This is a genomic window from Leifsonia sp. Root1293 (genome assembly GCF_001425325.1).
GTDB lineage: Bacteria > Actinomycetota > Actinomycetes > Actinomycetales > Microbacteriaceae > Orlajensenia.
Map to the genome: position 1 here is coordinate 975,871 of NZ_LMEH01000001.1, position 25,351 is coordinate 1,001,221.

Here is a 25,351-nt window from a genome sequence, read left to right on the forward strand (position 1 = left end):
TCAGTACCTCACTCGCGGGTCGACGACGGCGGCTATGACATCGACGATGAAGTTGGTCAGCGCCACGATCACCGCCAGCAGAACGACGATGCCCTGCACAGCCACGTAGTCGCGGGCCTTGATGAACTCGATGAGCATGAACCCGAGGCCCTTCCACTCGAACGTCGTCTCGGTGAGCACTGCTCCACCGAGCAGGAGGGCGATCTGCAGACCGATGACGGTGATGATCGGAATGAGAGCGGGGCGGTAGGCGTGCAGCCGCACGAGCCGGAACTCGCTGACACCGCGGGAGCGCGCCGCGTCGACGTAGTCGGTCGAGAGCGTGCCGATCACGTTGGTGCGCACCAGGCGGAGGAACACGCCCGCGGTGAGCAGACCGAGGGCGATGGCCGGGAGCACGGCGTGCGCCAGCACGTCGGCCAGAACCTCGGGGTTTCCGGTCTGGATCGCGTCGATCGTGTAGAAGCCCGTCTTGCTGGACAGGAACTCCATCTCGAGCTCGGCCGAGGTGGAGGCACGACCGGCGATGGGGAGCCAGCCGAGCCAGACCGAGAAGACGAGCTTGAGGAGCAGGCCCGAGAAGAACACCGGAGTCGCGTAGAACAGGATCGCCATGATGCGGAAGACGGCATCCGGGTACTTGTCGCGGAAGTATGCGGCGACCATGCCGAGCGGGATGCCGAGGACGAAGGCGACGAGGAGGCTGTAGAACGCCAGCTCGAACGTGGCTGGGCCGTAGGTGAAGAGCACCTCGGTCACAGGCCGGTTCGTCGAGATGGTCGTGCCGAAGTTGCCGGTGAAGACCTGGCCGAGGTACTCGAGGTACTGCACGAACAGGGGGCGGTCGTAGCCGGCGGCGTGGATACGCTCGGCCAGCTGCTCCGGTCCGAGGCGGCCGCCGAGGGCGGCGGTGATGGGGTCGCCCGTCGTGCGCATGAGCACGAAGACCAGGGTGACCAGGATGAAGATGGTCGGGATGATCAACAGGAACCGCACGAGCAGATAACTGCCGAGGCTTCCTCCTGCCGAGCGTCTGCGAGCAGTCGGCGTCGTCGGCGCCTCGGGCGTCAATGCCACTGTGGTCATGCGTACCTCACGTTTTGTTGCAGAAGAGTGGGGACGACCCGCTTGCGCGGGCCGCCCCCGGTTTTTCACGCTGGAGAAACTCTAGTCGTGGAGCTCTCAGCCCTTGGAGAGGGCGCCGTAGCGGAACTTGAACGACGCGTCGAGCGTGTCCTCGGTTCCTTCGACGTCGGTGCCGGTGACGGCGACCTGAGCACCCTGGAGCAGCGGGACGGTCGAGAGCTGGGCCGCGACCTTGTCCTGGATCTCCTCGATGACCTTCGTGCGCTCGGCCGGGTCGGTGGTCGTGGCCTGCTTGAGGATCAGGTCGTTGACCTCCTTGTCGTCGTAGTGGTTCCCGAGGAAGTTCTCCGTGAGGAAGAACGGCGTCAGGTAGTTGTCGGCGTCCGAGTAGTCGGGGAACCAGCCGAGCTGGTACTCCGGGTACACGTCGGTCGTGCGGTCCTTCGAGTACTGCACCCACTCGGTGGTCTGCAGGTTGACGGTGAACAGTCCACTCGACTCCAGCTGGTCCTTGACGAGTGCGTACTCGTCACCAGACGACGGGCCGTAGTGGTCGTTCGAGTACTGCAGGTTGAGCACGACGGGCTCGGTGATGCCGGCAGCCGCGAGGGTCGCCTTCGCCTTGTCCGCGTCGGGTCCGCCCTCTCCGTCGCCGTAGAGGCCCTTGAGGGACTCGGTGGCACCGGTCAGGCCGGCCGGAACGTAGGAGTACAGGGGCGTGTAGGTGCCCTTGTAGACCTGGTCGGCGATCTCGTCGCGGTCGACGAGGTCGGCGACGGCCTGGCGCACCGCGAGGGCCTTGGCAGCGTCGGCCTCAGGGGTCGTGGCGCCGAACGGCTGGGTGTCGAAGTTGAAGACGATGTAGCGGATCTCTCCACCGGGGCCGTCGACGACCTTCACCTTGTCGTTGCCGCGGAGGCTGTCGATGTCGGTGGCCGAGAGGCTGCGGAATGCGACGTCGATCTCGCCCTCCTGCACGGCGAGCTTCAGGTTCGAGGCGTCGGCGTAGTACTTGACGTTCACCGTGCCGGTCTTCGCCGGCTCGAGGACACCCTTGTAGTCGGGGTTGGCCTTGTACTGGATGAGGTTGTTGAAGTCGTAGCTCGAGATCGAATACTGACCCGCGAACGCCTTGCCGGCGACGATGTCGTCGTCCGAGGTGAGTGCGTCGGCGGCGAAGACGTCCTCGTCGACGATCGGGCCCGCCGGGCTCGAGAGGATCTGCGGGAAGACCTGGTCGTTGGCCGACTTGAGGTGGAACACGACCGTGGTGTCGTCGACGGCGTCGGTTGACTCGAGGTTGTAGAGCAGCGACGACGGGCCGTTCTCATCGGCGATCTTCAGCTGGCGGTCGAACGTGAACTTCACGTCGGATGCAGTGAGCTCGTTGCCGTTGGCGAACGTCAGGCCGGGCTTCAGCTTGACGGTGTACTCGGTCGGGGCCGTGAACTCGGCCGACTCGGCGATGTCCGGCTCGACGTCTGGGCTGCCGTACGGCGTGTTCATCAGGAAGGGGAACACCTGGTTCATGACGGCGAATGAGCCGTTGTCGTACGAGCCTGCCGGGTCGAGGACCGTGATCTTGTCAGTCGTGCCGATGGTGAGCGTTCCACTGGAGCCGGAGTCCTTGTCGGACCCGCCGCCTGCGGCACAGCCGGAGAGCGCGAGCGCAGCAGCGGTGAATCCCGCGGCGACGATGATGGCGCGCTTGCCGGTCTTGGATGCGGATGTCATATCCGTCTACCTCTTCCTGTCGATGTGTGAAGCGCGATCCGCACAGGGCTGTGCCCCGGATGAATCACGCATACCCCTAGAACTAACACAGGTGTGTTTCCCGCATGTGTTCGGAGGCACCTTCTGCGCCCAAAGGTTACAGAGCTGCAATCATGTTGCGTCGACGCATCACGAGGCGACGGATGATGCGCGCAGAGGTCACTCCTCGCGCAGGGCCCGTCGTTCCGCCTCGAGTTGCACCAGGCCGCGTTGGAGGGCCGTGTAGGTCTCGCGATCGGTCGCGTCGGTGCGTTGCAGGCGGCCGAGGAGCTCGCTCTTGCGGCGCAGCAGGTCGCGGTCGATGAGCGAGAGCGCCACCCCTCGCGCGTACCCGGCCAGCTCGCGCTCACTGCGCTCGGGGATGGGGGCGACCGCGAGCTGCTGCACGAAGTCGCGCAGCGGCTCCGGCACCTCGGTCACCACGCGTCCCAGCCAGTCGGGCTGCTCGATCGTGTCGACGGTGGAGGCGATGCCGTCGCGCACCACGCCGAGGGACGCATTGGAGAATCCGCTCTGCGTCGCCCGACGGATGAGGTCGACTCCGACGAGGGACGGATGCTGCAGCATCGCCATGACGGCGTCGCGCTCGAGCCGTGTGGCCGGGTCGCCGGGCAGCTCGGTGATGGAGTATGGACGCTGCTCGACGATCGGTGCGGTCTCGCCCTCGCGCAGCGGAGCGGCGGCGGGTTCGCGAATCTCCCGACGACCGCGCGCGGCGGGCCCCGACGACGCGCTGGAGACGGCCCGCTGCACATCGGCGAGTTCCGCTCCGAGCATGCGGGCGAGCTCGCGCGTGTAGCCGGGGCGGAGGGCGGCATCGCGGATGTCGGCGACGACGGGAGCCGCCGCCTTCAGGCCGGCCGCACGGCCCTCGACCGTCTCGAGGTCGTACTGCGCGAGCTGGTTCTTGATGACGAACTCGAACATCGGACGCTTCTCGTCGACGAGCCTGCGCACGGCGTCGTCGCCGCGATGGATGCGCAGGTCGCACGGGTCGAGGCCGTCGGGTGCGACGGCGACATAGGTCTGGGCTGCGAAGCGCTGCTCCTCGGAGAAGGCGCGCATGGCCGCCTTCTGGCCGGCGGCATCGGGATCGAAGGTGAAGATGACCTCTCCCCCGACCGAGTCGTCGCCGAGTACTCTGCGCACGACCTTGATGTGGTCGACGCCGAAGGCCGTGCCACAGGTGGCGACGGCGGTCGTGACCCCGGCGAGGTGGCAGGCCATGACGTCTGTGTAGCCCTCGACGACGACGATCTGGCGGGCACGGGAGATGTCGCGCTTGGCGAGGTCGAGCCCGTAGAGCACCTGGGCCTTGTGATAGACCGGCGTCTCGGGCGTGTTGAGGTACTTGGGGCCTGGGTCGTCCTCGAGCAGCTTGCGGGCGCCGAAGCCGACGGTCTGGCCGGTGATGTCTCGGATGGGCCAGACCAGACGCCCGCGGAAGCGGTCGTAGATGCCCCGGTCGCCGCTGGAGACGAGCCCGGCTGCGGCGAGCTCATCGTCCTTGAAGCCGCGGCCTCGCAGGTGCTTGGTCAGCTCGTCCCAGCTCTTCGGAGCGAATCCGACGCCGAAGTGCGCTGCAGCGTTGGCATCGAAGCCGCGCTCGCCGAGGAAGCGTCGTCCGGGTTCTGCGCCGCCCGTGCGCAACTGGTCGACGAAGAACTCGGCCGCCGCCGAGTTCGCGGCGAGCAGGCGGGCGCGGTTGCCCTGATCGGGCGTTGCGCCGCCGTCCTCGTAGTGCAGTTCGAATCCGATGCGGGCCGCCAGGCGCTCGATGGCGTCGGCGAACGTGACGTGGTCCATGCGCTGCAGGAACGAGATGACGTCACCGGACTCGCCGCATCCGAAGCAGTGGTAGAAGCCGACCTGCGGGCGCACGTGGAAGCTGGGGCTGCGCTCGTCGTGGAAGGGGCAGAGTCCCTTCATCGAGCCGACACCGGCTGACTTCAGTGAGACGTAGTCCCCGACGATGTCGGCGATGTTGGTACGGGACTTGACCTCATCGATGTCTCCTTGACGGATGCGGCCGGCCATCCATCAATCCTACGGGCGGGCGGAGCGGCATCCGTCCCCCAGCTCGGGGATGGGGATGCGCGGAAGCGGCGTGGAACGAACCGACGCGATCGCCTCGAGAGTCAGTTCTGGACGAGCCGCTCGTACCAGGCGAGGGCCGACTGGTCGGTCAGGCTGGCCACTTGGTCGACGATCACGCGCTTGCGTGCTGCGTCGTCGGATGCCACCTGCCAATCACCGGCGAAGCCGACGTCGAGATGCTCGTCGCCGCCCTGCCACAGCACGTCGGCGAGGGACCTCAACACCTGGCGCTGCTGCTTGTAGATGGGCTGCCGGGTGTTCTTCGACATCACGAAGGCCGCGACTATGCCCTTGAGCACGGCGATCTCCGTCTTCACCGATCGCGGCACGACGACATCGGCACCGAAGCGCGCCAGAGCGGTCTGCGGCGCGGCCTGGCGAGTCGCCTCGGTCGCGGCATGGGCGAAGCGGCCGATGAGTTCACTGGTGAGGTTCTTGAGGCGGGCCTGGTCACGGCGCGTGCCGTCCCAGGTGTCGATCCACAGCGGGAGTTCCTCGAGACGATCGAAGGCGCCCATGAGTTCGTCGTGGCTGTACTCGCCGCCGATCCACTCGTACATCGAGTCGACGAGGGCGTCGTGCTCGGATCGGCTGGCGAGGGCGGGAATGTCGATGAAGCCGTTGACGACGGCGTCTTCGAAGTCGTGCACCGAATAGGCGATGTCGTCGGAGAGGTCCATGACCTGCGCCTCGATGCAGAGACGGCGATCGGGGGCGTCGGCCCGCAACCAGGTGAAGACGTCGATGTCGTCGCTGTAGAAGCCGAACTTGTGGCGACCGCTCGGGTCGGTGACGCTGGTCTCCTCCGGCCACGGGTACTTGCAGCTCGCGTCGAGACTGGCGCGGGTGAGGTTCAGGCCGTAGCTGCGGCCGTCGGCGCCGAAGACCTTGGGCTCGAGACGGCTGAGCAGGCGCAGGGTCTGCGCGTTGCCCTCGAACCCGCCGATGTCCCTGGCCCAGGAGTTGAGCGCACGCTCGCCGTTGTGGCCGAAGGGCGGGTGCCCGAGGTCGTGTGCCAGGCAGGCGGTGTCGACAACGTCGGGGTCGAGGGACAGGCTGGTGGCGAGCTCGCGACCGACCTGGGCGACCTCGAGCGAGTGGGTGAGCCTGTTGCGGGCGAAGTCGAGACCGGCGGTCGGGCTCAGCACCTGGGTCTTGGCTGCGAGGCGGCGCAAGGCGGAGGAGTGCAGCAGGCGACCACGATCGCGGGCGAAGTCGCTGCGACGCGTCGAGTGCTCCTCGGGCAGCCAGCGCTCGGCGTCTCTCACGCCGTAGTCGCCGGTGCCCGGCTCAGCCTCCACTCGTGTCCAGTTCGGCGTCGTTCAGCGTGGTGCGCTCGGCTCCCGCGAGCTCCTGCGAGTCGAGCCAGCCCTGCGGCAGCGACGGGCTCTTCGGGGTTCCCGCTCGGCCGCGTGGTCCTTCCGCGCCCTCGCCCGGGTACGGCTGATCCCAGTCCAAGGTCGCCAGGAGGTCGTCGAGCATGGCCAGTGACTCCACGGTGGCGAGACGCGCACGCAGGTCGCCGCCGACCGGGTAGCCCTTGAAGTACCAGGCGACGTGCTTGCGGATGTCGCGGCATCCGCGGTCCTCGTCGTCGAAGAAGTCGACGAGCAGCTCGGCGTGGCGGCGGAAGGTCTCGGCGACCTGGCCGAGGTTCGGCTGGAAGGACACCGACTCGCCTCGGAAGGCGGCGGCGAGGTCGCCGAACAGCCACGGCCGCCCGAGGCATCCGCGTCCGACGACGACGCCGTCGCAGCCGGTCTCACGCACCATGCGGAGCGCATCCTCGGCCGACCAGATGTCGCCGTTGCCGAGCACCGGGGTGCCGGTGATGGTGTTCTTCAGCTTCTCGATCGCCGACCAGTCGGCGTGACCGGAGTAGAACTCGGCTGCGGTGCGAGCGTGCAGGGCGATGGAGGCGACACCGGCACCCTCGGCAGCACGGGCGGCCTCGAGGTAGGTGAGGTGGTCGGAGTCGATGCCCTTGCGCATCTTGATCGTGAGCGGGATGTCACCGGCGGCCTTCACCGCGCCCTCGACGATCTGGCGGAACAGACCGAGCTTCCACGGCAGCGCCGCTCCCCCGCCCTTGCGGGTGACCTTGGGCACCGGGCATCCAAAGTTCAGGTCGATGTGGTCGGCGCGATCCTCGGCCACCAGCATCGTGACCGCCTCGGCCACGGTCTTCGGGTCGACCCCGTAGAGCTGGATAGAGCGGGTCGTCTCGCTCTCATGGTGCGTGATCAGGCGCATCGATTCCGGCGTGCGCTCGACGAGGGCACGGCTCGTGATCATCTCGCTGACGTAGAGGCCGGCGCCGAACTCCCGGCAGAGGCGGCGGAATGCGGTGTTGGTGATGCCCGCCATGGGCGCGAGCACGACGGGGACGTCGAGTTCGAGCGGCCCGATGTTCAGGGGCGCCTGCGTGAGAGTGGTTGCGGAAGACATGTGCCTCTATTCTCCCAGATGACGACTGCTTCCAGAACTAGCGGGGTACTGATGAGTGAAGACATCCGATTCGACGGCCTCGAGGGAACCGCGCGGGTGACGGCGGATGCCGCCGAACGAGGCCTCGCCGTGGAGATCATCGAGCGCCCGGCTGCCTCCAGCCTGGCGGAGGCCGCGTCGTTGATGGGCATCCGTCCGCTCGACATAGTGAAGACGCTCGTGGTCAAGCGGAGCGACGACACGTATCTGTTCGCACTCGTCCCCGGCGGGCGAAAGATCTCCTGGCCGAAGCTGCGTGCACTGCTCGGCGTGAACAAGCTGCAGATGCCGGATGCCGACCGCGCGCTTGCAGCAACGGGCTACGAGCGCGGAACGATCACCCCGCTCGGATCCCGCCACGAGTGGCCCGTCGTCGCCGACGAGTCGATCGTGGGCGCGCGCGTCGCGATGGGGGCCGGCGCGCACGGGCACAGCGCCTTCGTCGACGCCGATGCGCTCATCGCGGCGTACGGCGCGTCGGTCGCCGATATCACCGACCCCGAGTAGCCGTCATTCCGCTCGGGCCGGTGGAGCGCTCAGAACGAGCAGCTGTCGCCGTCGCAGACGGGGGCAGCGGCATCCGTCGCCAGAGTCAGCAGCAGCGGCTTCACCGGCGGTGTCGAGACCGACAGCCCGGACGTCGCCGGCGCGGTGGTCGTGTCGTCGCTCATGCGCCGACCTGCTCCCGCTCACCGGCGACCTGGGTGATGGCCTGGGTGAAGACCTCGGACGGCTGGGCTCCCGACACCCCGTACTTGCCGTCGATGACGAAGAACGGGACACCGTTGATGCCGTAGGCCCTGGCCTGGTCGATGTCGGCCTGCACGTCGGACGCGAAGGTGCCGTTCTCGAGGGCGGCGCGGGCACCGTCGGCGTCGAGGCCGACCTCGACGGCGTACGACACGAGGTCGTCGACGCGGTTCACGTAACCGCCCTCCTCGAAGTAGGCCTTGAGCAGCCGCTCCGTCAGCTCGAGCTGCTTGCCGTGCGCCTTGGCGAAGTGCAGCAGTTCGTGCGCCTTGAGGGTCTTGGTGTGCTTGACCTCGTCGAAGTGGTAGTCGAGCCCGGCCTTGGCTGCGATGCCGGTCACGTGCTCGAGCATGGCCTCGACCTGCGGTACCGGCATGCCCTTGGCCTTGGCGAGGTACTCCGTCGTCGAACCCACGAAGTCCGCGGGGGTGTCCGGCGAGAGCTCGAACGAGTGGTACTCCACCTCGACCGCCGGGCCGTCGGCTCCGAGAGCGGCGATTCCGCCTTCGAGGTTGCGCTTGCCGATGTAGCACCACGGGCAGGCGATGTCGGACCAGATGTCGATCTTGATGGGTTCACTCACCCTGACGGCAACGGCGACGCTGCAGTGCGTATTCCCGTGGGAATCGGGGCTCGCCACGATGCGCTCCCGGCAGAGCGGCGTAGCCTCGATGACGAGGCTGCCCGCAGCGACGCGGGCGACGGTCACCCGAACCGGATCGCGAGGCGATGATCATGAGCTGGCAGGACTTCTACCGCGTGGGCGGCGGGAACTTCGGAATCCTCCCGAACTCGGCGTTCTACGGTCCGCAGGGGCATCGGGGCAAGGACTACATCCACACGGCCGGGACGCCGATCCCCGCCTACGAGCACGGCGTCATCGTCGACATCCCGCAGTCGCAGTTCCTCGGATTCTGCGTCGTCATCAGGCTCGACGATGGCAACTTCGCCGGCTGGGCGCACGTGGTGGACGCCCCGCACGGCATCAACGCGGAGGTGATGCCGGGCGACACCATCGCGCACGTGGCCGGCGACAACGACATCCACGGCTCATCGTGGGACGGCGCCCACTCGCACACCACACTCGGCCCGTCGGCCGAATCCATCTTCCAGGGCACGGTCCTCGACCCCGTGCCACGCATCCAAGCCGCACTCGACGCCGCGAGCGTCGCCCAGATAGTCACCATGGAGGACGACATGTACACGCAAGAGGACCGCAACCGGGACGACAACATCCACGCCGGCTTGTACCGGAAGTCGTCGGTGCTCATCGACGGCGTCGTGAAGAAGTTCAACTACGGCGTGCTTCCGATCGTCGCCCACAACCAGGAGCTCATCGCCCAGCAGTCCGCGAGGATCGCCGCGCTCGAGTCGCTGGTCGAGCAACTCATCGTGGGCACTGCGATCCAGGTCGACAGGGACGCGGCGGAGGGCGCTGCATTCAACAGCCGCCTCGAGACGGCGAACGAACTCCCGATCAGCGAGGACGTGGACATCATCGACGGACTCGACGTGCAGAATCTGCCCGGCTAGCACCTCGGCGCTACGCGTTCACAGGATGACGACGCCTATGACGGCCGTGAGAGCCTCATCGGCGTCGTCATCCTGTGATCGGTTGTCGTGAGTGCCTCAGGATGCCGGCGTGGTGACCGTCGGCGTGTCGACGGCTCCGCCGAAGCGGCGGTTGCGGGAGGCGTAGAGCTCGATGGCCTGCCACAGCTCCGTGCGGCCGAAGTCCGGCCAGAGCGTGTCGAGGAAGACCATCTCGGCGTAGGCGGACTGCCAGAGCAGGAAGTTGGAGGTGCGCTGTTCCCCCGAGCTGCGCACGAACAGGTCGACGTCGGGCATCTCGGGCGTGTACAGGCGCTTCGCGATCAACTTCTCCGACACCGCGGACGGGCGGATGCGACCGGCGGCCACATCGTCGGCGATCGAGCGCACGGCATCCGTGATCTCGTTGCGTCCGCCGTAGTTGACGCACATGGTCAGCGTGAGCGCGCTGTTGCCGGCCGTCATCTGCTCGGCGAACTGCAGTTCCTCGATGACGCTCTTCCAGAGTCGCGGCTTGCGACCGGCCCACCGGATGCGCACGCCCCACTCGTTGAGCTGGTCGCGCCGCCGATGCAGCACGTCGCGGTTGTAGCCCATGAGGAAGCGCACCTCGTCGGGCGATCGCTTCCAGTTCTCGGTGGAGAAGGCGTAGACGCTGAGGTGCTTGACCCCGATCTGCAGGGCGCCGGCGACGACGTCGAGCAGGGCCACCTCGCCGGCCTTGTGGCCCTCGATGCGGGTGAGCCCGCGCTGGTTGGCCCAGCGCCCGTTGCCGTCCATGACGATGGCGACGTGCTCTGGCACGGCCTTCCTCGGCAGTTCGGGCGGATACAGCCCGGTCCAGTCGACGGGCACGTAGGGAACGGCATCCTTGTGCGTGTAGGGCTTGGGGCTCACGAGCTCTCCCGGGAGACGTGCGGCAGCGAGCGCAGACCGCGCTCGAGGTGCCACTGGGCGTAGGCGGCCACGATGCCGCTGGTCTTGGACCTGGTCGACTCGGATGCCGCTTCCGCGGTCGGCCAGTCACCCTCGACGAGGGCGCCGAGCAGGCTGATCGTGACGGCGTCCACCTTGGGGGCGCCGGGAGGAGCGCAGGTGTCGCAGACCACTCCGCCCAGCTGAACCACGATGGAGTGATGGGGACCCACCCTCGCGCAGCGCGCGCAGTCGGTGAAGGTGGGAGCCCAGCCGGCGACCGAGAGGGCTCGGAGCAGGTAGGAGTCCAGAGTGAGGGTCGGAGCGTGCTCGCGGCGCGACAGCGACCGCAACGCTCCCACCAGCAGCAGGTACTGCTGCAGAGAGCCCTCGGACTCGGTGACCCGATCGGCGGTCTCCACCATGACCGACGCAGCCGTGTAGCTGCCGTAGTCGTCGGTGATCAGGGTGCCGTAGGACCCGAGCGACTCGGCCTGGGTGATCACATCGAGGGTGCGACCCTCCCAGAGCTGCACGTCGGCGACCATGAACGGCTCGAGCCTCGCTCCGAACTTCGAGGCCGTGCGTCGCACGCCCTTGGCGACGGCGCGCACCTTGCCGTGCTGCCTGGTGAGCATGGTGACGATCCGGTCGGCTTCACCCAGCTTGTGGGTGCGCAGCACGACGGCTTCATCACGGTAGACAGGCACCCTTCGATCATCCCACTGCCGCGACACGACATCGCGCGGGGCGGGCCGACTCAGTTGATATACATGACGGGTGCACACGGCCCTCTTCACCATCCCCCTCTGGCTCGACCTGACTGCCGTCGCCATCGGTGCCATCCAGGGCGCGATGTTCTCCGGCCGCCTGAAGGAGCACCGCATCGACCTGCTCGGGGTCACCATCATCGGCGTCGTCGTCGGCCTCGGGGGTGGTCTGCTGCGCGACCTGCTGCTGAACGTTCCCCTCGCCCTCATCCAGAACAACTGGTACCTCATCGTGGCCACCGTCGCCGCGATCATCGGCATGCTGCTGCAGCGCGCGTTCGCCCGCCTCAATCCGCTGATCATCGCGCTCGACGCTGTCACGATCGGCCTGTTCGGCGCGATCGGCACGACCAAGGCGCTCTCGTTCGGCGTGCCCGTCGTGCCCGCTGTCTTCGTCGGCGTCGTCGCGGCCGTCGGCGGCTCGATCCTGCGCGACATGATGCTGAACCTGCCGATCGCGCTCATGCACGTCGGGTCGCTCTATGCGGTGGCGGCCGCGGCGGGCACGATCCTGTTGGTCGCGCTCGCCGCAGCCGGGGTCGAGATCACCGTCGCGGGGATCGCCTGCGTGGCGGTGACGACTCTCATCCGACTGTTGGCGGTGAGATTCGGTTGGAGCCTGCCCGAGCAGCGCGCCATCGGCAGCTGGATGCGGTGGCGGCGAGCCTAGACAGCCGCCCGCCGGGCGCTACTCGATCAGCGGAGCCGAGTGCGGGCGGTCGTCAGCGAGCAATGAGCTCAGACGGAGGCCGACCCGACGAGATCGGCCTGACGCACCCGGATGGCTCGGTTCACGGCCGAGATGACGGCCTTGAGGCTCGCGGTCGAGATGTCGCCGTCGATGCCGACGCCCCAGAGCGTGACACCCTCGACGACGCACTCCACGTACGCCGCCGCGTGCGCGTTGCCGCCCGAGCTGAGTGCGTGCTCCGAGTAGTCGAGAACGCGCACGTCGGCGCCGTTGCGGCGCAGCACGTCGAGGAACGCGTCGACGGGTCCGTTGCCGTTCCCCTCGATGGTGACGCGTTCCTCGCCGTCACGCAGACCGACGGTCAGTGCCACGGAGCCGTCCAGCTCGCTCGCCGAGCGCACCGACAGCAACTCGAACCGGCCCCACTTCTCCTCGGGGTGATCGGCCGGTGCCGGCAGGTACTCGTCGCGGAAGGCGCGCCAGATGTCGTCGCTCGACACCTCGCCGCCCTCGGTGTCGGTCTTCGTCTGGACGACACCGGAGAACTCGATCTGCAGGCGACGCGGCAGGTCGAGCGCGTGGTCGGTCTTCAGCAGGTAGGCGACCCCGCCCTTGCCGGACTGCGAGTTCACCCGGATGACGGCCTCGTAGGTGCGCCCCAGGTCCTTCGGGTCGACGGGCAGGTACGGAACGGCCCACTTCAGTTGATCGACGGTGACGCCGCGCTCGGCGGCATCCTTCTCCATCGCCTCGAAGCCCTTCTTGATGGCATCCTGGTGCGAACCGCTGAACGCCGTGTAGACGAGGTCACCGGCCCACGGGCTACGCTCGTGGACGGGCAACTGGTTGCAGTACTCCGCCGTACGCTTCACCTCGTCCAGGTCGGAGAAATCGATCTGCGGATCGATGCCCTGCGTGAACAGATTGATGCCCAGTGCGACCAGGTCGACGTTGCCGGTGCGCTCTCCGTTGCCGAAGAGGCAGCCCTCGATGCGGTCGGCGCCGGCCAGGTAGCCGAGCTCTGCAGCGGCGATGGCCGTTCCGCGGTCGTTGTGGGGGTGCAGCGAGAGCAGCACGTTCTCGCGGTGGTTGAGCCGACGGCTCATCCACTCGATGGAGTCGGCGTAGATGTTGGGGCTGGCCATCTCGACGGTCGACGGCAGGTTGATGATGACCTTGCGCTCCGGCGTCGGCTCGAAGACGTCGAGCACCTGGTTGCAGATGTCGAGGGCGAACTCCAGCTCGGTGCCCGTGTAGCTCTCGGGCGAGTACTCGTAGTAGACGGTCGTGCCCGGAACCATCGACTCCATCTGCTTGCAGAGCCGCGCCCCGTTCAGCGCGATGTCGATGATGCCCTGCTTGTCGGTGCGGAACACGACATCCCGCTGCAGGATGCTCGTCGAGTTGTAGAGGTGCACGATGGCTTGCTTGGCACCGGCGATGGACTCGTAGGTACGACGGATGAGGTGCTCGCGCGCCTGCGTCAGCACCTGGATGGTGACGTCGTCCGGGATCGCGTTCTCCTCGATGAGGCTGCGCACGAAGTCGAAGTCGGTCTGGCTCGCGCTCGGGAACCCGACCTCGATCTCCTTGTAGCCCATGCCGACCAGCAGGTCGAACATGACGCGCTTGCGCTCGGGGCTCATCGGATCGATGAGGGCCTGGTTGCCGTCGCGGAGATCGACGGCGCACCAGCGGGGTGCCTTCTCGACGCGTTTGCTCGGCCAGGTGCGATCGGGCAGTTCCACCCGGAACTGCTCGTGATAGGCGGTGTAGCGGTGGACCGGCATGCTCGACGCGGTCTGGGTGTTCTTCATGGTCTTCTCGATCTCTTCGCGATGGGTGTCAGCCGACGACGAACTCCGCGACGAGGGAGGCCTGAGTTAGGACTCGTCGCGGCAGCTAAGAAGAAGGAAGCCGTGGAACACACCCTCAGGTTAGCATCGCGTCCGCCGGGTCGTCACGCGGGATCGCTTTCGTTACAGCCATGCAATGCGTGCGCGGAGACGACGCCCTCCGCCATACTGAGCCCAGGAGGCCCCGATGACGAACCCTCATGCCCGACGTCTCGCACTGATCGCGATCGTGGCGACGGTGCTGGCTGGAACGTCCGCATGTACGGATGCCGGCTCATCCCCGGCTCCCGCTGCGTCGGTCGAAGACGAGTTCACCGTCACGACCTTGGTCATCGACCGAGTGGACACCGGCCCCGTTCTCTGCCTCGGTGCTGTATTCCAATCGAACCCTCCGGGCTGCAGCGGTGTGCCGATCGCCGGATGGGACTGGGACGCTGTCGGCATCGAAGAAAGCCGCCGTGGGACCACGTGGGGAGGCGACTATGCAGTTCAGGGAACGTGGGATGGATCGACGTTCACTCTGACCCGGCCGGCTGAGCCAGCCGAAGACGGTTCACGTCCACCCGGCGCCACGAGCACGACGCGTCCCCTGCAGACTCCGGTCCCGCGCACCGCTGAGGAACTCGACGCGATCCGCATCGCCGTGTCGGCGCATCCGGGTGTCGTGATGACCGGAATCGAGACGACTCCCGACCGCGTGCTGCTCACAGTGGCCTACGACGATGGTGATCTTCAAGCCTCTCTCGACGAGGAGTACGGGAGCGGCACTGTTCTGGTCTCGTCTGCGCTCTCCCCGGTGTCGTGACCTCGACGCTCGTGCCCGCATGAGCCTGAGCGGGCGCATCGACGATGCGATGCGCCCGCTCCCCCTTACTCGATCGCTGGCCCCCCAGACGACCGAGATTCTCATGTACGGCTCAGTCGACGGCGAGGGCGACGACGGGTGAGACCGTCGTGGCGCGCCGCGCTGGAGCCACGGATGCCGCCAGCGTGAGCACGACCCCGGCCAGCACGGTGATTCCGATGATCGCCCAGGGCAGCGACGGCGCGGCGATGCCGTGCACGATCGACCCGAGCATGGATTGCGCAGCCGCCCAGCCGTAGAAGACGCCGAGGACCAGGCCGAGCCCGATGGCGGCCACGGTCATCTGAGCGCTCTCGGCGACGATCATCGAGCGCACCTGCCGGCCGGTGAAGCCCAGCGCCCGCAGCAGGCCGAGTTCACGGGTGCGCTGCAGCACGCTCAACGACAGGTTGTTGATCATGCCGATGGCCGCGATGACGGCCGAGAACCCGACGAGGCCGGTGAAGATGGCCGTGGTCACCGTGAGCGTCTGGTCGATGGCGGCCAGGGCCATCGGTTCGTCGGCGAACTCGGTGACGATCATGTCGCGATAGCTCTGCATGGCCACGGCGAACATCGTGACGAGTGTCACACCGATCACGAGCCCGATGGTGGCGCGCGATGATCGATCGGGGAAGCGCACGGCGTTCTCGGCCGCGAGCCTGGCCGGAGGCCGGGTGCCCAGCATCCGCCCCACCAGGGTCAGGACGGGCGGCATGATGATGTGCGCGCCGACGATGATGCCAGTGAAGGAGAACACTCCCCCGAAGAACGCGATGAACAGGCCGAAGACCGAGACGAGGCCGACGACGACGCCGAGTGCCACCAGACCGAGGCCGATGACGAACAGGACGATCGCAGCCACGTTGCGGCCGGTGCGGCGCACCGCCTCTTCCCGCGTGGCCTCCACGGACGCGCCGGTGGCTGCGAGAGGGGTGACCGCGGTCACCTTGCGTGAGCCGACCCAGGCGGCCGCCCAGGTCGTGATGGCCACGACTCCGACGGGCAACAGGATCACCGGGTCGAGGAAGGAGTACTCCAACTCCGGCAGCCAGCCCTGTGCCATGCCGATCACGACGGTGGTGACGGCGATGAGGATGCCGAGGGCCAGTCCGAGCGCCGAGCCGAGCAGACCCACGATGAGGCCCTCGGTCGCGCCGCTGCGCCGCACGGTCTTCGCCTGGGCGCCGATCAGACGCAGCAGTGCGATCTCCCGAACGCGACCAGCGATGATCGTCGAGAAGGTGTTGGCTGTGACGATGGCGCCGACGTAGACGGCGATGAGGGTGAAGACCGAGGTGACGACGGTGAGGATGGCGCGCACCGTCGCCGAGCCCTCCGTCATGCCCGAGGAGTCGACGACGGTGCTGATGAGGCCTGTCGCCTCGAGGAGCACCACGCCGAAGGTCGCACTCAGCGATGCGACGACGATGCTGGAGACGTGATCGCGTGGGCGACCGGTCAGACGGGCGGCGTTCGCACTCATGCCGCAGCCTCCATTCCGAGCATGATGCCCGAGATCTCCTCGGCGGACGCGCCGGGTCGGTCATCGACGACGCGGCCGTCGGCGAGGAACAGGATCCGATCGGCGTGGCTCGCCGCGATGGGGTCGTGAGTGACCATGGCGATGCTCTGGCCGTACTCGCGGGCGGCCGTGGCCAGCAGGGCGAGCACCTCGCGTCCTGTGCGCGAGTCGAGGCTGCCCGTCGGCTCGTCGGCGAAGACCAGGTCGGGTCTCGTGGCGAGGGCTCGGGCGATCGCGACGCGCTGCTGCTGGCCGCCCGAGAGTTCATGCGGCCTGTGGGTCAGACGCGACTGCAGTCCGAGCGACTCGTAGAGACGCTCGATCCACGCCTTCTCCTCGGCCGTGGGGCGGCGTCCATCGAGTTCGAACGGCAGCATGACGTTGGCGCGCACGTCGAGGGTCGGCACGAGGTTGAACGACTGGAAGACGAAGCCGACCCGACGGCGGCGCAGCAGCGTGAGCTGGCTGTCGCCGAGCTGCGAGATCTCGGTGTCGCCGAGCCACACCTCGCCGGAGGTCGGTGAGTCCAGGCCGGCCATGAGGTGCATGAGCGTCGACTTGCCCGAACCGCTCGGCCCCATGATCGCAGTGAATTCGCCCCGACGGATGCCGATGGACACGTCGTCGAGAGCGGTGACGGTACCGGCTCCCGTGCCGAAGGACTTGCTGAGGCGGGCGACGCGGGCGACGAGCCCGAGGTCTGAGGTCTGAATCTGCATGTCTTCGACGCTACGGAACCTGCGAGAGCAGGAGATCGGGCTGAGGGAGCATCCGGTGTACATCGGAAGGATGATGTTGGTGGTCTCGATACGCGAGCTCCTGCGTCGCTCGCTGCTCGACCAGCGGGCGAGGGCGGGGCGGGGCTAGTCGACGAGGGCGTTCTCGTAGGCGTAGACGACGAGCTGCACCCTGTCGCGGAGCGCGAGCTTGGTCAGGATGCGCGACACGTGGGTCTTCACCGTGGCCTCACTGAGGAACTCGGCCGCGGCGATCTCCGCGTTGCTCAGCCCCTTGGCCGCCAGCACGAAGATCTCGCGCTCGCGAGGAGTCAGCCCGGCGAAGGCCGCGGGCTGCGCCACCGCATCCGGAGCCGCCTGGAACTCCTCGAACAGGCGTCTGGTGGCTGATGCGGCGATCACGGCGTTGCCAGCGTGCACCGTGCGGATGGAGGCGAGCAGGAACTCGGGGTCCGCGTCTTTCAGGACGAATCCGCTCGCACCGGCACGGATCGCCCGCGCGGCGCTCTCGTCGAGGTCGAAGGTCGTGAGCACGATGATGCGCGGTCCCGGGCCTGCGGCATCCGCGGCGCTCCGGATGATCTCCGCCGTCGCTTGAATGCCGTCGAGTTCGGGCATGCGGATGTCCATGAGCATGACGTCGGGCTGCACGGACGCGGCGAGCTGCACGGCCTCACGCCCGTTCGCCGCCTCGCCGACGAACTCGAGGTCGGGCTGAGACGAGATCAGCATGCGGATGCCGGCGCGGAAGAGTGCCTGATCGTCGACGAGTGCCACCCGGATGCGAGCCGTCATGACGACGTCTCCCGCTGGATCGCCGGAATGCTGGCCTCGACCACGAACCGGTCGGGCTCCGATGCACTGCGACCGGCTTCGAGCGTGCCACCGGCCAGGGCGGCGCGCTCCTGCATGCCGGGCAGCCCATGGCCGAACGAGCCGCCGGACTGCGCGGCTTCATCCGCTCGCACAGTGTTCTGCACTGCGATGCGCAGGGCATCATCGGTCCAGGCGAGGGCGAGACGCACCGGCGCGTCTGGCTCGCCGTGCCGCAGGGCGTTCGTGAGGGCCTCCTGCACGATGCGGTAAGCCGCGATCTCGTGCCCGGCGCCCAGTGAGCGCGGCTCCCCCGATCGCGTCAGCTCCACGACCATGCCCGTTGCACGCAACTGCTCGACGAGGCCGTCGATGTCGTCGAGGCGGGGCTGCGGCGAGTCCGACCCGTCATGGCGCAGTTCGGCCAGCAGCAGACGGACGTCGCCCAGGGCGGTGCGCGCCGTGCCGGCGATGGTCGCGAGGGCCGTGGACTGCACAGCGGCCGGATCCGGACCGACGGATGCCGCGTAGCGCGCACCGTCGGCTTGGGCGATGACGACGGCGAGCGAGTGCGCCACCACGTCGTGCATGTCACGGGCGATGCGGGTGCGCTCCTGTTCGACGGCGACCTCGTATCGGGAACGTTCGTCGGCGATGCGCGCCTCGACCCTGGCGGCCCGGGAGGCCCGGGTCGTGCGGACGAGGGTGCCCAGAGTCCACGAGAGACCGAGAAGCGCCAGCTGGGAGATGCCGAGGAACAGCACGAGGATCATCGCGCGCGAACCGTCGGTCGTCGGCTCCACGATCGTGGGATCCTCGGCGGCCCGCCACGCCGGTTGGAAGAAGACGAGATAGGCCGTCGCCACGGCGGAGCCGAGTACTGCGGAGGCCAGGCCGAGCCAGCGCACCAGCCTGCTGCCGTAGGCGGCCGTCGCGTAGAGCACCCCGAGGATGGCGATGTCGCCGGCGCCGGGGTCGCCGAGCGTCGCGAGTTGGACGATGGCACCGATCCAGGCGACTCCGAGGGCCAGACCCGGCGAGATCCGGCGGATCGCCAGTGCGACGCAGAGCACCGCCAGTGCCACGACCGAGGCGACGCCCTGACCGACGCTCACCGTGAGAGCCAGCAGGAAGAGCAGCGCCGCGGCGCTCAGGTCGAAGGCGAGGCTGCGACCGGGCAACCGCCGCACCAGTCCGGCGTCCGGCGCGACGCCCGCAAGCGCCGGCGCGGGGTCCGACTGGGACATCAGAAGCCGAGCTTGCCGAGCTGCTTCGGGTCGCGCTGCCACTCCTTGGCCACCTTCACCCGCAGGGAGAGGAACACCTTCGAGCCGACGAGGGGCTCGATCTGAGCGCGCGCCCGGGTGCCGACGTCGGCGAGACGAGACCCGCCCTTGCCGATGATGATGCCCTTCTGGCTGTCCCGCTCGACGAAGAGGTTCGCGTAGATCTCGACCAGGTCCTTGTCCTCGCGCTGCACGATGTCATCGATGGTGACGGCGATCGAGTGCGGCAGCTCGTCGCTGACTCCCTCGAGTGCCGCCTCGCGGATGTACTCCGCGACCCGGTCCTCGAGGCCTTCGTCGGTGACGGCCTCCTCGGGGTAGAGCGGCTGCTCCGACAGCGGCAGGAGCTTCAGGAGTTCCGCAGTGAGGATGTCGAGCTGTTCTCCGCTCACGGCCGAGAGCGGGATCACGGAGTCCCACTCGCGCAGTTCGCTCACCTTGAGCAGCTGCGCGGCCACCTTCTGCTTCGAGGCGACGTCGACCTTGGTGACGATCGCGACCTTCCTGGCGCGAGGAAAGGCGTCGAGCTGCTCGTTGATGAACTTGTCGCCGGGGCCGATGGGCTCGTCGGCCGGGAAGCACATGCCGATGACGTCGACGTCACCGAGGGTCGAGGTGACCAAGCTGTTCAGGCGCTCACCGAGGAGGGTACGCGGGCGGTGGATGCCCGGAGTATCCACGAGGATCAGCTGCCCGTTCGGACGGTGCACGATGCCCCGGATGGCGCGGCGCGTCGTCTGCGGCTTGGAACTGGTGATGGCGACCTTCTGGCCCACCAGCGCGTTCGTCAGTGTCGATTTGCCCACATTGGGGCGTCCGACGAACGAGACGAATCCCGCGCGGTAGTCATTCTCGGTCATGGCGTACTCCTTGCTCTGCGGCATCCGGAGCGAACGACGCCTGGACATCTATGAGCGCCTGATCGCGCTCAACGATCACTGTACTGATGCGCTTGCGTCGGCCCTCACTGCGGTCGGCCGTGAGGACGAGCCCGCTGACGGATGCGACCGACCCAGGAACGGGCAGACGCCCCAATGCCTTGGCCAGAAGGCCGCCGACGGAGTCGACGTCGTCGTCGTCCAGTTCGAGGCCGAAGATGTCGCCGAGCTCGTCGACGGGCAGGCGCGCCGCGACGCGGAAGCGTCCGTCGCCCAGGTCCTCGATCTCGACGACCTCGCGGTCGTACTCGTCCGAGATGTCTCCCACGAGTTCTTCGATGAGGTCCTCGAGGGTCACGAGACCGGCGATGCCGCCGTACTCGTCGACCACCATGGCGAGGTGGTTCGACTCGGTCTGCATCTGGCGGAGGGTGTCGTCGGCCTTCTTCGACTCCGGCACGAAGAGGGCGGGCCGTGCGAGCTCGCCCACGCTGATGCCCTCGGCGTCGATGGGGCGTTCGTGGCTCAGCTTCGCGACGTCGCGCAGGTACAGGATGCCCACGATGTCGTCGACGTCATCGTCGATGACCGGGATGCGTGATACGCCGGTGCTGAGGAAGAGGCCCATGGCGGTACTCAGGTCGGCGGTGCCGTCGATGGTCACCATGTCGGTTCGCGGAATCATCACCTCACGGATCACGGTGTCGCCGAACGCGAAGATCGAATGGATGAGTTCGCGGTCGTCCTCCTCGAGCACGTCGAGCTCCGTGGCCTCGTCGACCAGGCTCAGCAGTTGCTCCTCCGATGAGAAGGTCACGAGCCGCGCCCGTCCCGGGGTGACGCGGTTGCCGAGGGCGACAAGAGCGCTGGCGACGGGACCGAGCACCACGCGCACGAGGTGCACGACGGGTGCCGACAACCGGATGACCGTCTTGGCGTTGGCCCGACCGACGCTGCGCGGGCTCGAGCCGACGAGCACGAAGGAGATCGCCGTCATGATGAGGGCGGAGAGCAGCAGGGCGAGCCAGACGTTCTCGATGGTGAAGGCGAACACCAGCGTCACGAGCACTGCGGCCGTCGTCTCCGAGACGATCCGCACGAAGTTGACGGCGTTGACGTGGGCACCCGTGTCATCGGCGATGGCGCGCAGCGACCTCTCGGCCCGCGATCCGTCGGCGAGGTCCGCCACATCGGCGCGCGACAGCGACGAGAGGGCCGCGTCGACAGCGGCCATGAGTCCGCCGAACGCCACGAGGGCGAACGCGGCGATGATGAAGAACCAGATCATGCGATCAGCCGCGGCGCTCCTGCAGGTGGAAGCCGACCAGGATGTCCCGCTGCACGCCGAACATCTCCTTCTCCTCGTCCGGCTCCGCGTGATCGAAGCCGAGGAGGTGCAGGATGCCGTGGGTCGTGAGCAGCTGCAGTTCGTCGGTGAGCCCGTGGCCGGCCGTCTCGGCCTGCGACTGGGCGACCTGCGGGCAGAGCACGATGTCGCCGAGCAGGCCGGCTGGAGCCGGGTTCTCCTCGGTTCCCGGCCGCAGCTCGTCCATCGGGAAGCTGAGCACGTCGGTGGGGCCCGGCTCGTCCATCCACTGAACGTGGAGCTGCTCCATGGCACCCTCGTCGACGAGGACGATGGCGAGATCAGCGTCGGCGTGCACGTGCAGCGCGTCGAGCGCATAGACGGCGAGCCGCTGGAGTGCGACCTCGTCGACCTCGATGGCCGACTCGTTGTTGATCTCGATGCTCACGGTGTTCTACTCGTCTCTAGCGGCTCGCGCGCGGCGGCTTGTGGTCTCTGGGGGCCGATCCGCGACGCTCGGCGCGGTTGGCGAACTCGGCAGCCTGCTCGCGTTCGAATCGCTGCGCCTGCTTCTTCTCGTCGAACTCGCTGTAGGCGTCGACGATGCGGCCGACGAGCGTGTGACGCACGACGTCGTCACTCGTGAGGCGGGCGAAGTGGATCTCGTCGATGCCGTCCAGGATGCGCGTGACGATGCGCAGGCCGGACGACCCTGCAGGCAGGTCGACCTGGGTGATGTCGCCGGTGACGACCATCTTCGAGCCGAAGCCCAGACGCGTAAGGAACATCTTCATCTGCTCGGGCGTGGTGTTCTGGGCCTCGTCGAGGATGACGAAGGAGTCGTTGAGCGTTCGTCCGCGCATGTAGGCGAGTGGAGCCACCTCGACGGTTCCGGCCGCGAGCAGCTTGGGAACGAGCTCGGGGTCCATCATCTCGTTCAACGCGTCGTAGAGCGGCCGCAGGTAGGGATCGATCTTGTCGGTCAGGCTGCCGGGCAGGAACCCCAGGCGCTCGCCGGCCTCGACGGCGGGACGGGTCAGGATGATGCGATTGACCTCCTTGCGCTGCAGGGCCTGCACGGCCTTGGCCATCGCGAGGTAGGTCTTCCCGGTTCCCGCCGGGCCGATCCCGAACACGATCGTGTTCTGGTCGATCGCGTCGACGTACTGCTTCTGGCCGAGGGTCTTGGGCCGGATGCTTCTTCCGCGGGTCTGCAGGATCGCCTGGCCGAGCAGGTCGGACGGGCTCGACGACGCGTCGGCGTCGAGGATGCGAGCCGACGTGGTGACCTCGACGGGGCTCAGATTCTGACCGTTCTGCACCATCTGCTGCAGCTCCTCGATGAGTCGGCGGACAGCCTCGACGTCAGTCGCCGGTCCGCTCAGTGAGATCTCATTGCCTCGTACGTGAACGTTCACGACGGGATACTGCCGTTCGATGGTGGTCAGCAGGCGGTCCTGCGGGCCGAGGAGACGCACCATGGCGATGCCGTCCACGTGCAGATGAGCCTCGCCGAACTGCGTTCCGGCGTCGCCGGTGTCACTCGGAGCCAAGCGTGTCCTCCTCGAGGCCATCGGCCGAGCCGAGGCCGGCCAGAACGTGAGCGTGAACGTGGAACACCGACTGTCCGGCGTCGGCTCCCGTGTTGAAGACGAGCCGGAACTGCCCGTTGCCGTGCTCGTCGGCGAGCTGGTGTGCCGTCGACACCAGCTCGGCGAGGAGTTCGGGGTCGGCCGCGGCGAGCTCGACGACATCGCGGTACTGCTCGGTCTTCGGCGTGACGACGATGTGCACGGGTGCCTGCGGGGCGATGTCGTTGAAGGCGATCACCCTGTCGGTCTCGAACACGATGGTCGCCGGGATCTCGCGCGCGATGATGCGGGAGAAGATGCTCGGTTCAGCCATGGCTCCATCTTAAGGTCTGCCGCTGCAGAACCATGGGGGCTGGAAAGCGAGGAGATTCGTCCAACGAACCCGGGAAGGCGATCTCGAAGAGCCACGGGAGGGAGGATCTCCTCGCTTTCCAGCCCTCCGGACGCCGGCAGATCGTCTACCAGCGGCCCAGCCGGGCGTTCAGCACCGCGAGGGCCGCCGGACCGGCCGTCGAGGTGCGCAGCACGGATGCCCCGAGCCGCACGGCCTGCGCGCCGGCGGCGCTCAGCACGTCCAGCTCGCTCGGGGCGATGCCGCCCTCCGGGCCGACGACGATCACGATGTCGGCGTCTGCGGGGTGCCGGCCGCCGGAGTCCTGCGCCAGCACCAGCTCGGTGAGGGCGAGTTCAGCCGTCGGCTCGAGAAGCAGCATCCGCACGGATGGAGCGAGGGCGGCCAGCTGTTTCGTCGTCGCGAGCTCCCGCACCTCGGTCGCCCACGGGCGGATCGACTGCTTGGTGGCCTCTCGGGCGATCGTGGCCCACCTCTCGCGGCCCTTCGCCGCCTTCGCGGCGTCCCAGCGGGAGATCGAGCGGCTGGCGGCCCAGGGGATGACGGCGTCGACGCCGAGTTCGGTCGCCGCCTGCACGGCGAGTTCGTCGCGGTCGCCCTTCGCGAGGGCCTGTACGAGCACGAGGCGGGGCGAGGCCGCGTCCACGAGCTGCACCCGGTCGGCCGAGATCGAGAGTTCGCTCGGGGCCGCAGCGACGACTTCGCCGGTGACGATGAGCCCCCTCCCGTTGCCGATCGAGAGAGTCTCGCCCACCCGGGTGCGCCCGACTGTGACGGCGTGGCGTGCTTCGGCTCCCGTGATGCTCACGGAGTCGCCGACCGCATCCGGCTCGAGGTCGTCGCGCAGGTAGAGCGAGCTCACGATGATCCGATCAGCCGAGGAAGCGGTCGCGCAGCTTCGCGAACAGTCCCTGCTGGAAGTGGGTCAGTGCCGGCTTCGGAGCTTTGTGCGATCGCGCGAACTGCGTGATCAACTCACGTTCCTTGCCGCTGAGCTTCATCGGCGTCACGACCTGCACGCCGATCTTGAGGTCGCCTCGTCCGTTGCCCCGAAGCTTCGTGACGCCCCTGTCGCGCACAGTGATGATCTCGGCGCTCTGCACGCCGGGCTTCAGCTCCACCTCGACGTCGCCGTCGAGGGCGTGCACCGTTGCCGTCGTACCGAGGATCGCATCCGTCATCGGAACCTCGAGCGTGCAGAGGAGGTCGTCGCCGTCACGGCTGAAGACGTCGTGGTGGCGCACCTTCATCTCGAGGTAGAGGTCGCCGTTGGGTCCGCCGGCAGGGCCGGCCTCTCCGCTGCCCGGCATCTGGAGACGCACACCCGTGTCGACGCCGGCCGGGATGTCGACGGGAACGGTGCGGCGCGCGCGCACGCGACCCTGGCCCTGGCAGGTGACGCACGGCGACGCGATGACGGTGCCGTATCCGCGGCAGGTGCCGCAGGGGCTCGAGGTCATTACATTGCCGAGCAGCGAACGGACGGCTCGCTGGATGCTGCCGGTTCCGTGGCAGATGTCGCAGGTGACGGGGTGGGTTCCGGGCTGGCAGCAGGACCCCTGGCAGGTCTCGCACAGGATCGCCGTGTCGACCTCGATCTCGCGGTGGGTGCCGAAGATGATCTCGTCGAGGTCCACCTCGACGCGCAGCAGCGCGTCCTGGCCGCGCTCGCGACGCGATCGTGGTCCACGGCGACCTCCGTTGCCGCCCCCACCGAAGAAGGTCTCGAAGATGTCGCCGAAGCCACCGAAGTCGCCTCCGCCGGCTCCTCCGAAGCCGCCCTGGCCGCCGAGGTCGTACTGCTGGCGCTGCTTGGGATCGCTCAACACGTCGTAGGCGTGGGTGACGAGCTTGAACCGCTCCGAGGCGTCCGCTCCGGGGTTCACATCGGGGTGCAGTTCACGGGCGAGTCGGCGGTAGGCCTTCTTGATCTCGTCGTTGGTCGCCTCTCGCGAGACGCCGAGTACTTCGTAGTGGTCAGCCACAGGCAGCCGATTCCTTTCCGCTCACGAACGCCGGTCATCGGCCTCGTGAGATGTTCC

General features: G+C 67.8%; 25 protein-coding genes. 4 read left to right on the top strand and 21 right to left on the bottom strand.

The genetic code is table 11. The features are described 5' to 3' along the window. The 5 genes from ASC59_RS04505 to dusB all read right to left on the bottom strand — a co-directional run bounded on the left by ASC59_RS04505 (position 1) and on the right by dusB (position 7,404). Entirely contained in the window at positions 1-1,086 is a 1,086-nt protein-coding gene (locus ASC59_RS04505) for an ABC transporter permease (RefSeq protein WP_055818768.1), read from the bottom strand. 96 nt (positions 1,087-1,182) lie between these two features. Further along, complete coding sequence (locus ASC59_RS04510; RefSeq protein WP_055818771.1) at positions 1,183-2,820, bottom strand: ABC transporter substrate-binding protein; 1,638 nt, start codon at positions 2,818-2,820, stop codon at positions 1,183-1,185. 198 nt (positions 2,821-3,018) lie between these two features. After that, positions 3,019-4,896 carry a DNA primase gene (dnaG, locus tag ASC59_RS04515; RefSeq protein ID WP_055818774.1) on the bottom strand — a complete coding sequence of 626 codons (1,878 nt, stop codon included), beginning with the start codon at positions 4,894-4,896 and terminating at the stop codon, positions 3,019-3,021. 101 nt (positions 4,897-4,997) lie between these two features. Beyond that, the gene (locus tag ASC59_RS04520; RefSeq protein WP_055818777.1) at positions 4,998-6,257 is read right to left on the bottom strand and encodes a deoxyguanosinetriphosphate triphosphohydrolase; all 1,260 of its coding nucleotides are present in this window, start codon (positions 6,255-6,257) and stop codon (positions 4,998-5,000) included. Then, the gene (gene dusB, locus ASC59_RS04525) at positions 6,247-7,404 is read right to left on the bottom strand and encodes a tRNA dihydrouridine synthase DusB (protein WP_055818780.1); all 1,158 of its coding nucleotides are present in this window, start codon (positions 7,402-7,404) and stop codon (positions 6,247-6,249) included. The genes ASC59_RS04520 and dusB overlap by 11 nt, the downstream gene beginning before the upstream one ends. 51 nt (positions 7,405-7,455) lie before the next feature. Between dusB and ASC59_RS04530 the strand changes: the two genes are divergently transcribed. Then, positions 7,456-7,950: an aminoacyl-tRNA deacylase gene (locus ASC59_RS04530; RefSeq protein ID WP_055818783.1), complete on the top strand. Its 495-nt coding sequence runs from the start codon at positions 7,456-7,458 to the stop codon at positions 7,948-7,950. A gap of 29 nt (positions 7,951-7,979) precedes the next feature. Here ASC59_RS04530 and ASC59_RS17690 read toward each other — a convergent pair whose 3' ends face one another. Together ASC59_RS17690 and ASC59_RS04535 are read right to left on the bottom strand one after the other, a co-directional pair. After that, positions 7,980-8,114, bottom strand: a complete 135-nt coding sequence (locus ASC59_RS17690; RefSeq protein ID WP_268765475.1) for a hypothetical protein — start codon at positions 8,112-8,114, stop codon at positions 7,980-7,982. Next, positions 8,111-8,776 (bottom strand): DsbA family oxidoreductase, encoded by a 666-nt coding sequence (locus ASC59_RS04535; protein ID WP_055822825.1) that lies wholly within the window; start codon positions 8,774-8,776, stop codon positions 8,111-8,113. The genes ASC59_RS17690 and ASC59_RS04535 overlap by 4 nt, the downstream gene beginning before the upstream one ends. A 152-nt stretch (positions 8,777-8,928) precedes the next feature. Between ASC59_RS04535 and ASC59_RS04540 the strand changes: the two genes are divergently transcribed. After that, the gene (locus ASC59_RS04540; RefSeq protein ID WP_162243170.1) at positions 8,929-9,726 is read left to right on the top strand and encodes a hypothetical protein; all 798 of its coding nucleotides are present in this window, start codon (positions 8,929-8,931) and stop codon (positions 9,724-9,726) included. Positions 9,727-9,822: 96 nt separating this feature from the next. Here ASC59_RS04540 and ASC59_RS04545 read toward each other — a convergent pair whose 3' ends face one another. Together ASC59_RS04545 and recO are read right to left on the bottom strand one after the other, a co-directional pair. Continuing rightward, positions 9,823-10,641: an isoprenyl transferase gene (locus ASC59_RS04545; protein WP_055818789.1), complete on the bottom strand. Its 819-nt coding sequence runs from the start codon at positions 10,639-10,641 to the stop codon at positions 9,823-9,825. Then, positions 10,638-11,369, bottom strand: coding sequence for a DNA repair protein RecO (gene recO, locus ASC59_RS04550; protein ID WP_055818792.1), 732 nt, complete (start codon positions 11,367-11,369; stop codon positions 10,638-10,640). Before recO ends, ASC59_RS04545 begins: the two co-directional genes overlap by 4 nt. Before the next feature lie 70 nt (positions 11,370-11,439). Here recO and ASC59_RS04555 point away from each other — a divergent pair, with 70 nt between their 5' ends. Then, a complete protein-coding gene (locus ASC59_RS04555; protein ID WP_055818795.1) occupies positions 11,440-12,099 on the top strand; it encodes a trimeric intracellular cation channel family protein in 660 nt (219 codons plus the stop codon). Positions 12,100-12,167: 68 nt separating this feature from the next. Here the strand turns inward: ASC59_RS04555 and leuA are convergent, their stop codons facing one another. After that, positions 12,168-13,937: a 2-isopropylmalate synthase gene (gene leuA, locus ASC59_RS04560; protein ID WP_055818799.1), complete on the bottom strand. Its 1,770-nt coding sequence runs from the start codon at positions 13,935-13,937 to the stop codon at positions 12,168-12,170. Between the two features lie 226 nt (positions 13,938-14,163). On the opposite strand from leuA, the gene ASC59_RS04565 reads away from it, so the two are divergent. After that, entirely contained in the window at positions 14,164-14,781 is a 618-nt protein-coding gene (locus ASC59_RS04565; protein ID WP_055818802.1) for a hypothetical protein, read from the top strand. Positions 14,782-14,893: 112 nt separating this feature from the next. On the opposite strand, the gene ASC59_RS04570 is transcribed toward ASC59_RS04565, so the two are convergent. The 11 genes from ASC59_RS04570 to dnaJ all read right to left on the bottom strand — a co-directional run bounded on the left by ASC59_RS04570 (position 14,894) and on the right by dnaJ (position 25,294). Then, the gene (locus ASC59_RS04570) at positions 14,894-16,306 is read right to left on the bottom strand and encodes an ABC transporter permease (RefSeq protein WP_055818805.1); all 1,413 of its coding nucleotides are present in this window, start codon (positions 16,304-16,306) and stop codon (positions 14,894-14,896) included. Beyond that, a complete protein-coding gene (locus ASC59_RS04575; RefSeq protein WP_055818806.1) occupies positions 16,303-17,064 on the bottom strand; it encodes an ABC transporter ATP-binding protein in 762 nt (253 codons plus the stop codon). Before ASC59_RS04575 ends, ASC59_RS04570 begins: the two co-directional genes overlap by 4 nt. Positions 17,065-17,208: 144 nt before the next feature. Next, a complete protein-coding gene (locus ASC59_RS04580; protein ID WP_055818809.1) occupies positions 17,209-17,877 on the bottom strand; it encodes a response regulator in 669 nt (222 codons plus the stop codon). Further along, positions 17,874-19,142: a sensor histidine kinase gene (locus ASC59_RS04585; RefSeq protein ID WP_055818812.1), complete on the bottom strand. Its 1,269-nt coding sequence runs from the start codon at positions 19,140-19,142 to the stop codon at positions 17,874-17,876. The genes ASC59_RS04580 and ASC59_RS04585 overlap by 4 nt, the downstream gene beginning before the upstream one ends. Continuing rightward, positions 19,142-20,041 (bottom strand): GTPase Era, encoded by a 900-nt coding sequence (era, locus tag ASC59_RS04590; protein ID WP_055818815.1) that lies wholly within the window; start codon positions 20,039-20,041, stop codon positions 19,142-19,144. Before era ends, ASC59_RS04585 begins: the two co-directional genes overlap by 1 nt. Further along, positions 20,028-21,347, bottom strand: a complete 1,320-nt coding sequence (locus ASC59_RS04595; RefSeq protein WP_055818819.1) for a hemolysin family protein — start codon at positions 21,345-21,347, stop codon at positions 20,028-20,030. The genes era and ASC59_RS04595 overlap by 14 nt, the downstream gene beginning before the upstream one ends. 4 nt (positions 21,348-21,351) lie before the next feature. Beyond that, positions 21,352-21,813, bottom strand: a complete 462-nt coding sequence (gene ybeY, locus ASC59_RS04600; RefSeq protein WP_055818823.1) for an rRNA maturation RNase YbeY — start codon at positions 21,811-21,813, stop codon at positions 21,352-21,354. A 16-nt stretch (positions 21,814-21,829) separates the two neighbouring features. Then, entirely contained in the window at positions 21,830-22,846 is a 1,017-nt protein-coding gene (locus ASC59_RS04605) for a PhoH family protein (protein ID WP_235492694.1), read from the bottom strand. A 58-nt stretch (positions 22,847-22,904) separates the two neighbouring features. Continuing rightward, complete coding sequence (locus ASC59_RS04610; protein ID WP_055818829.1) at positions 22,905-23,270, bottom strand: histidine triad nucleotide-binding protein; 366 nt, start codon at positions 23,268-23,270, stop codon at positions 22,905-22,907. 145 nt (positions 23,271-23,415) lie between these two features. Then, on the bottom strand, positions 23,416-24,171 hold the full coding sequence (locus ASC59_RS04615; protein ID WP_055818831.1) for a 16S rRNA (uracil(1498)-N(3))-methyltransferase: 756 nt from the start codon (positions 24,169-24,171) through the stop codon (positions 23,416-23,418). Positions 24,172-24,181: 10 nt separating this feature from the next. Next, complete coding sequence (dnaJ, locus tag ASC59_RS04620; protein ID WP_055818834.1) at positions 24,182-25,294, bottom strand: molecular chaperone DnaJ; 1,113 nt, start codon at positions 25,292-25,294, stop codon at positions 24,182-24,184. Between the last annotated feature and the right edge of the window lie 57 nt (positions 25,295-25,351).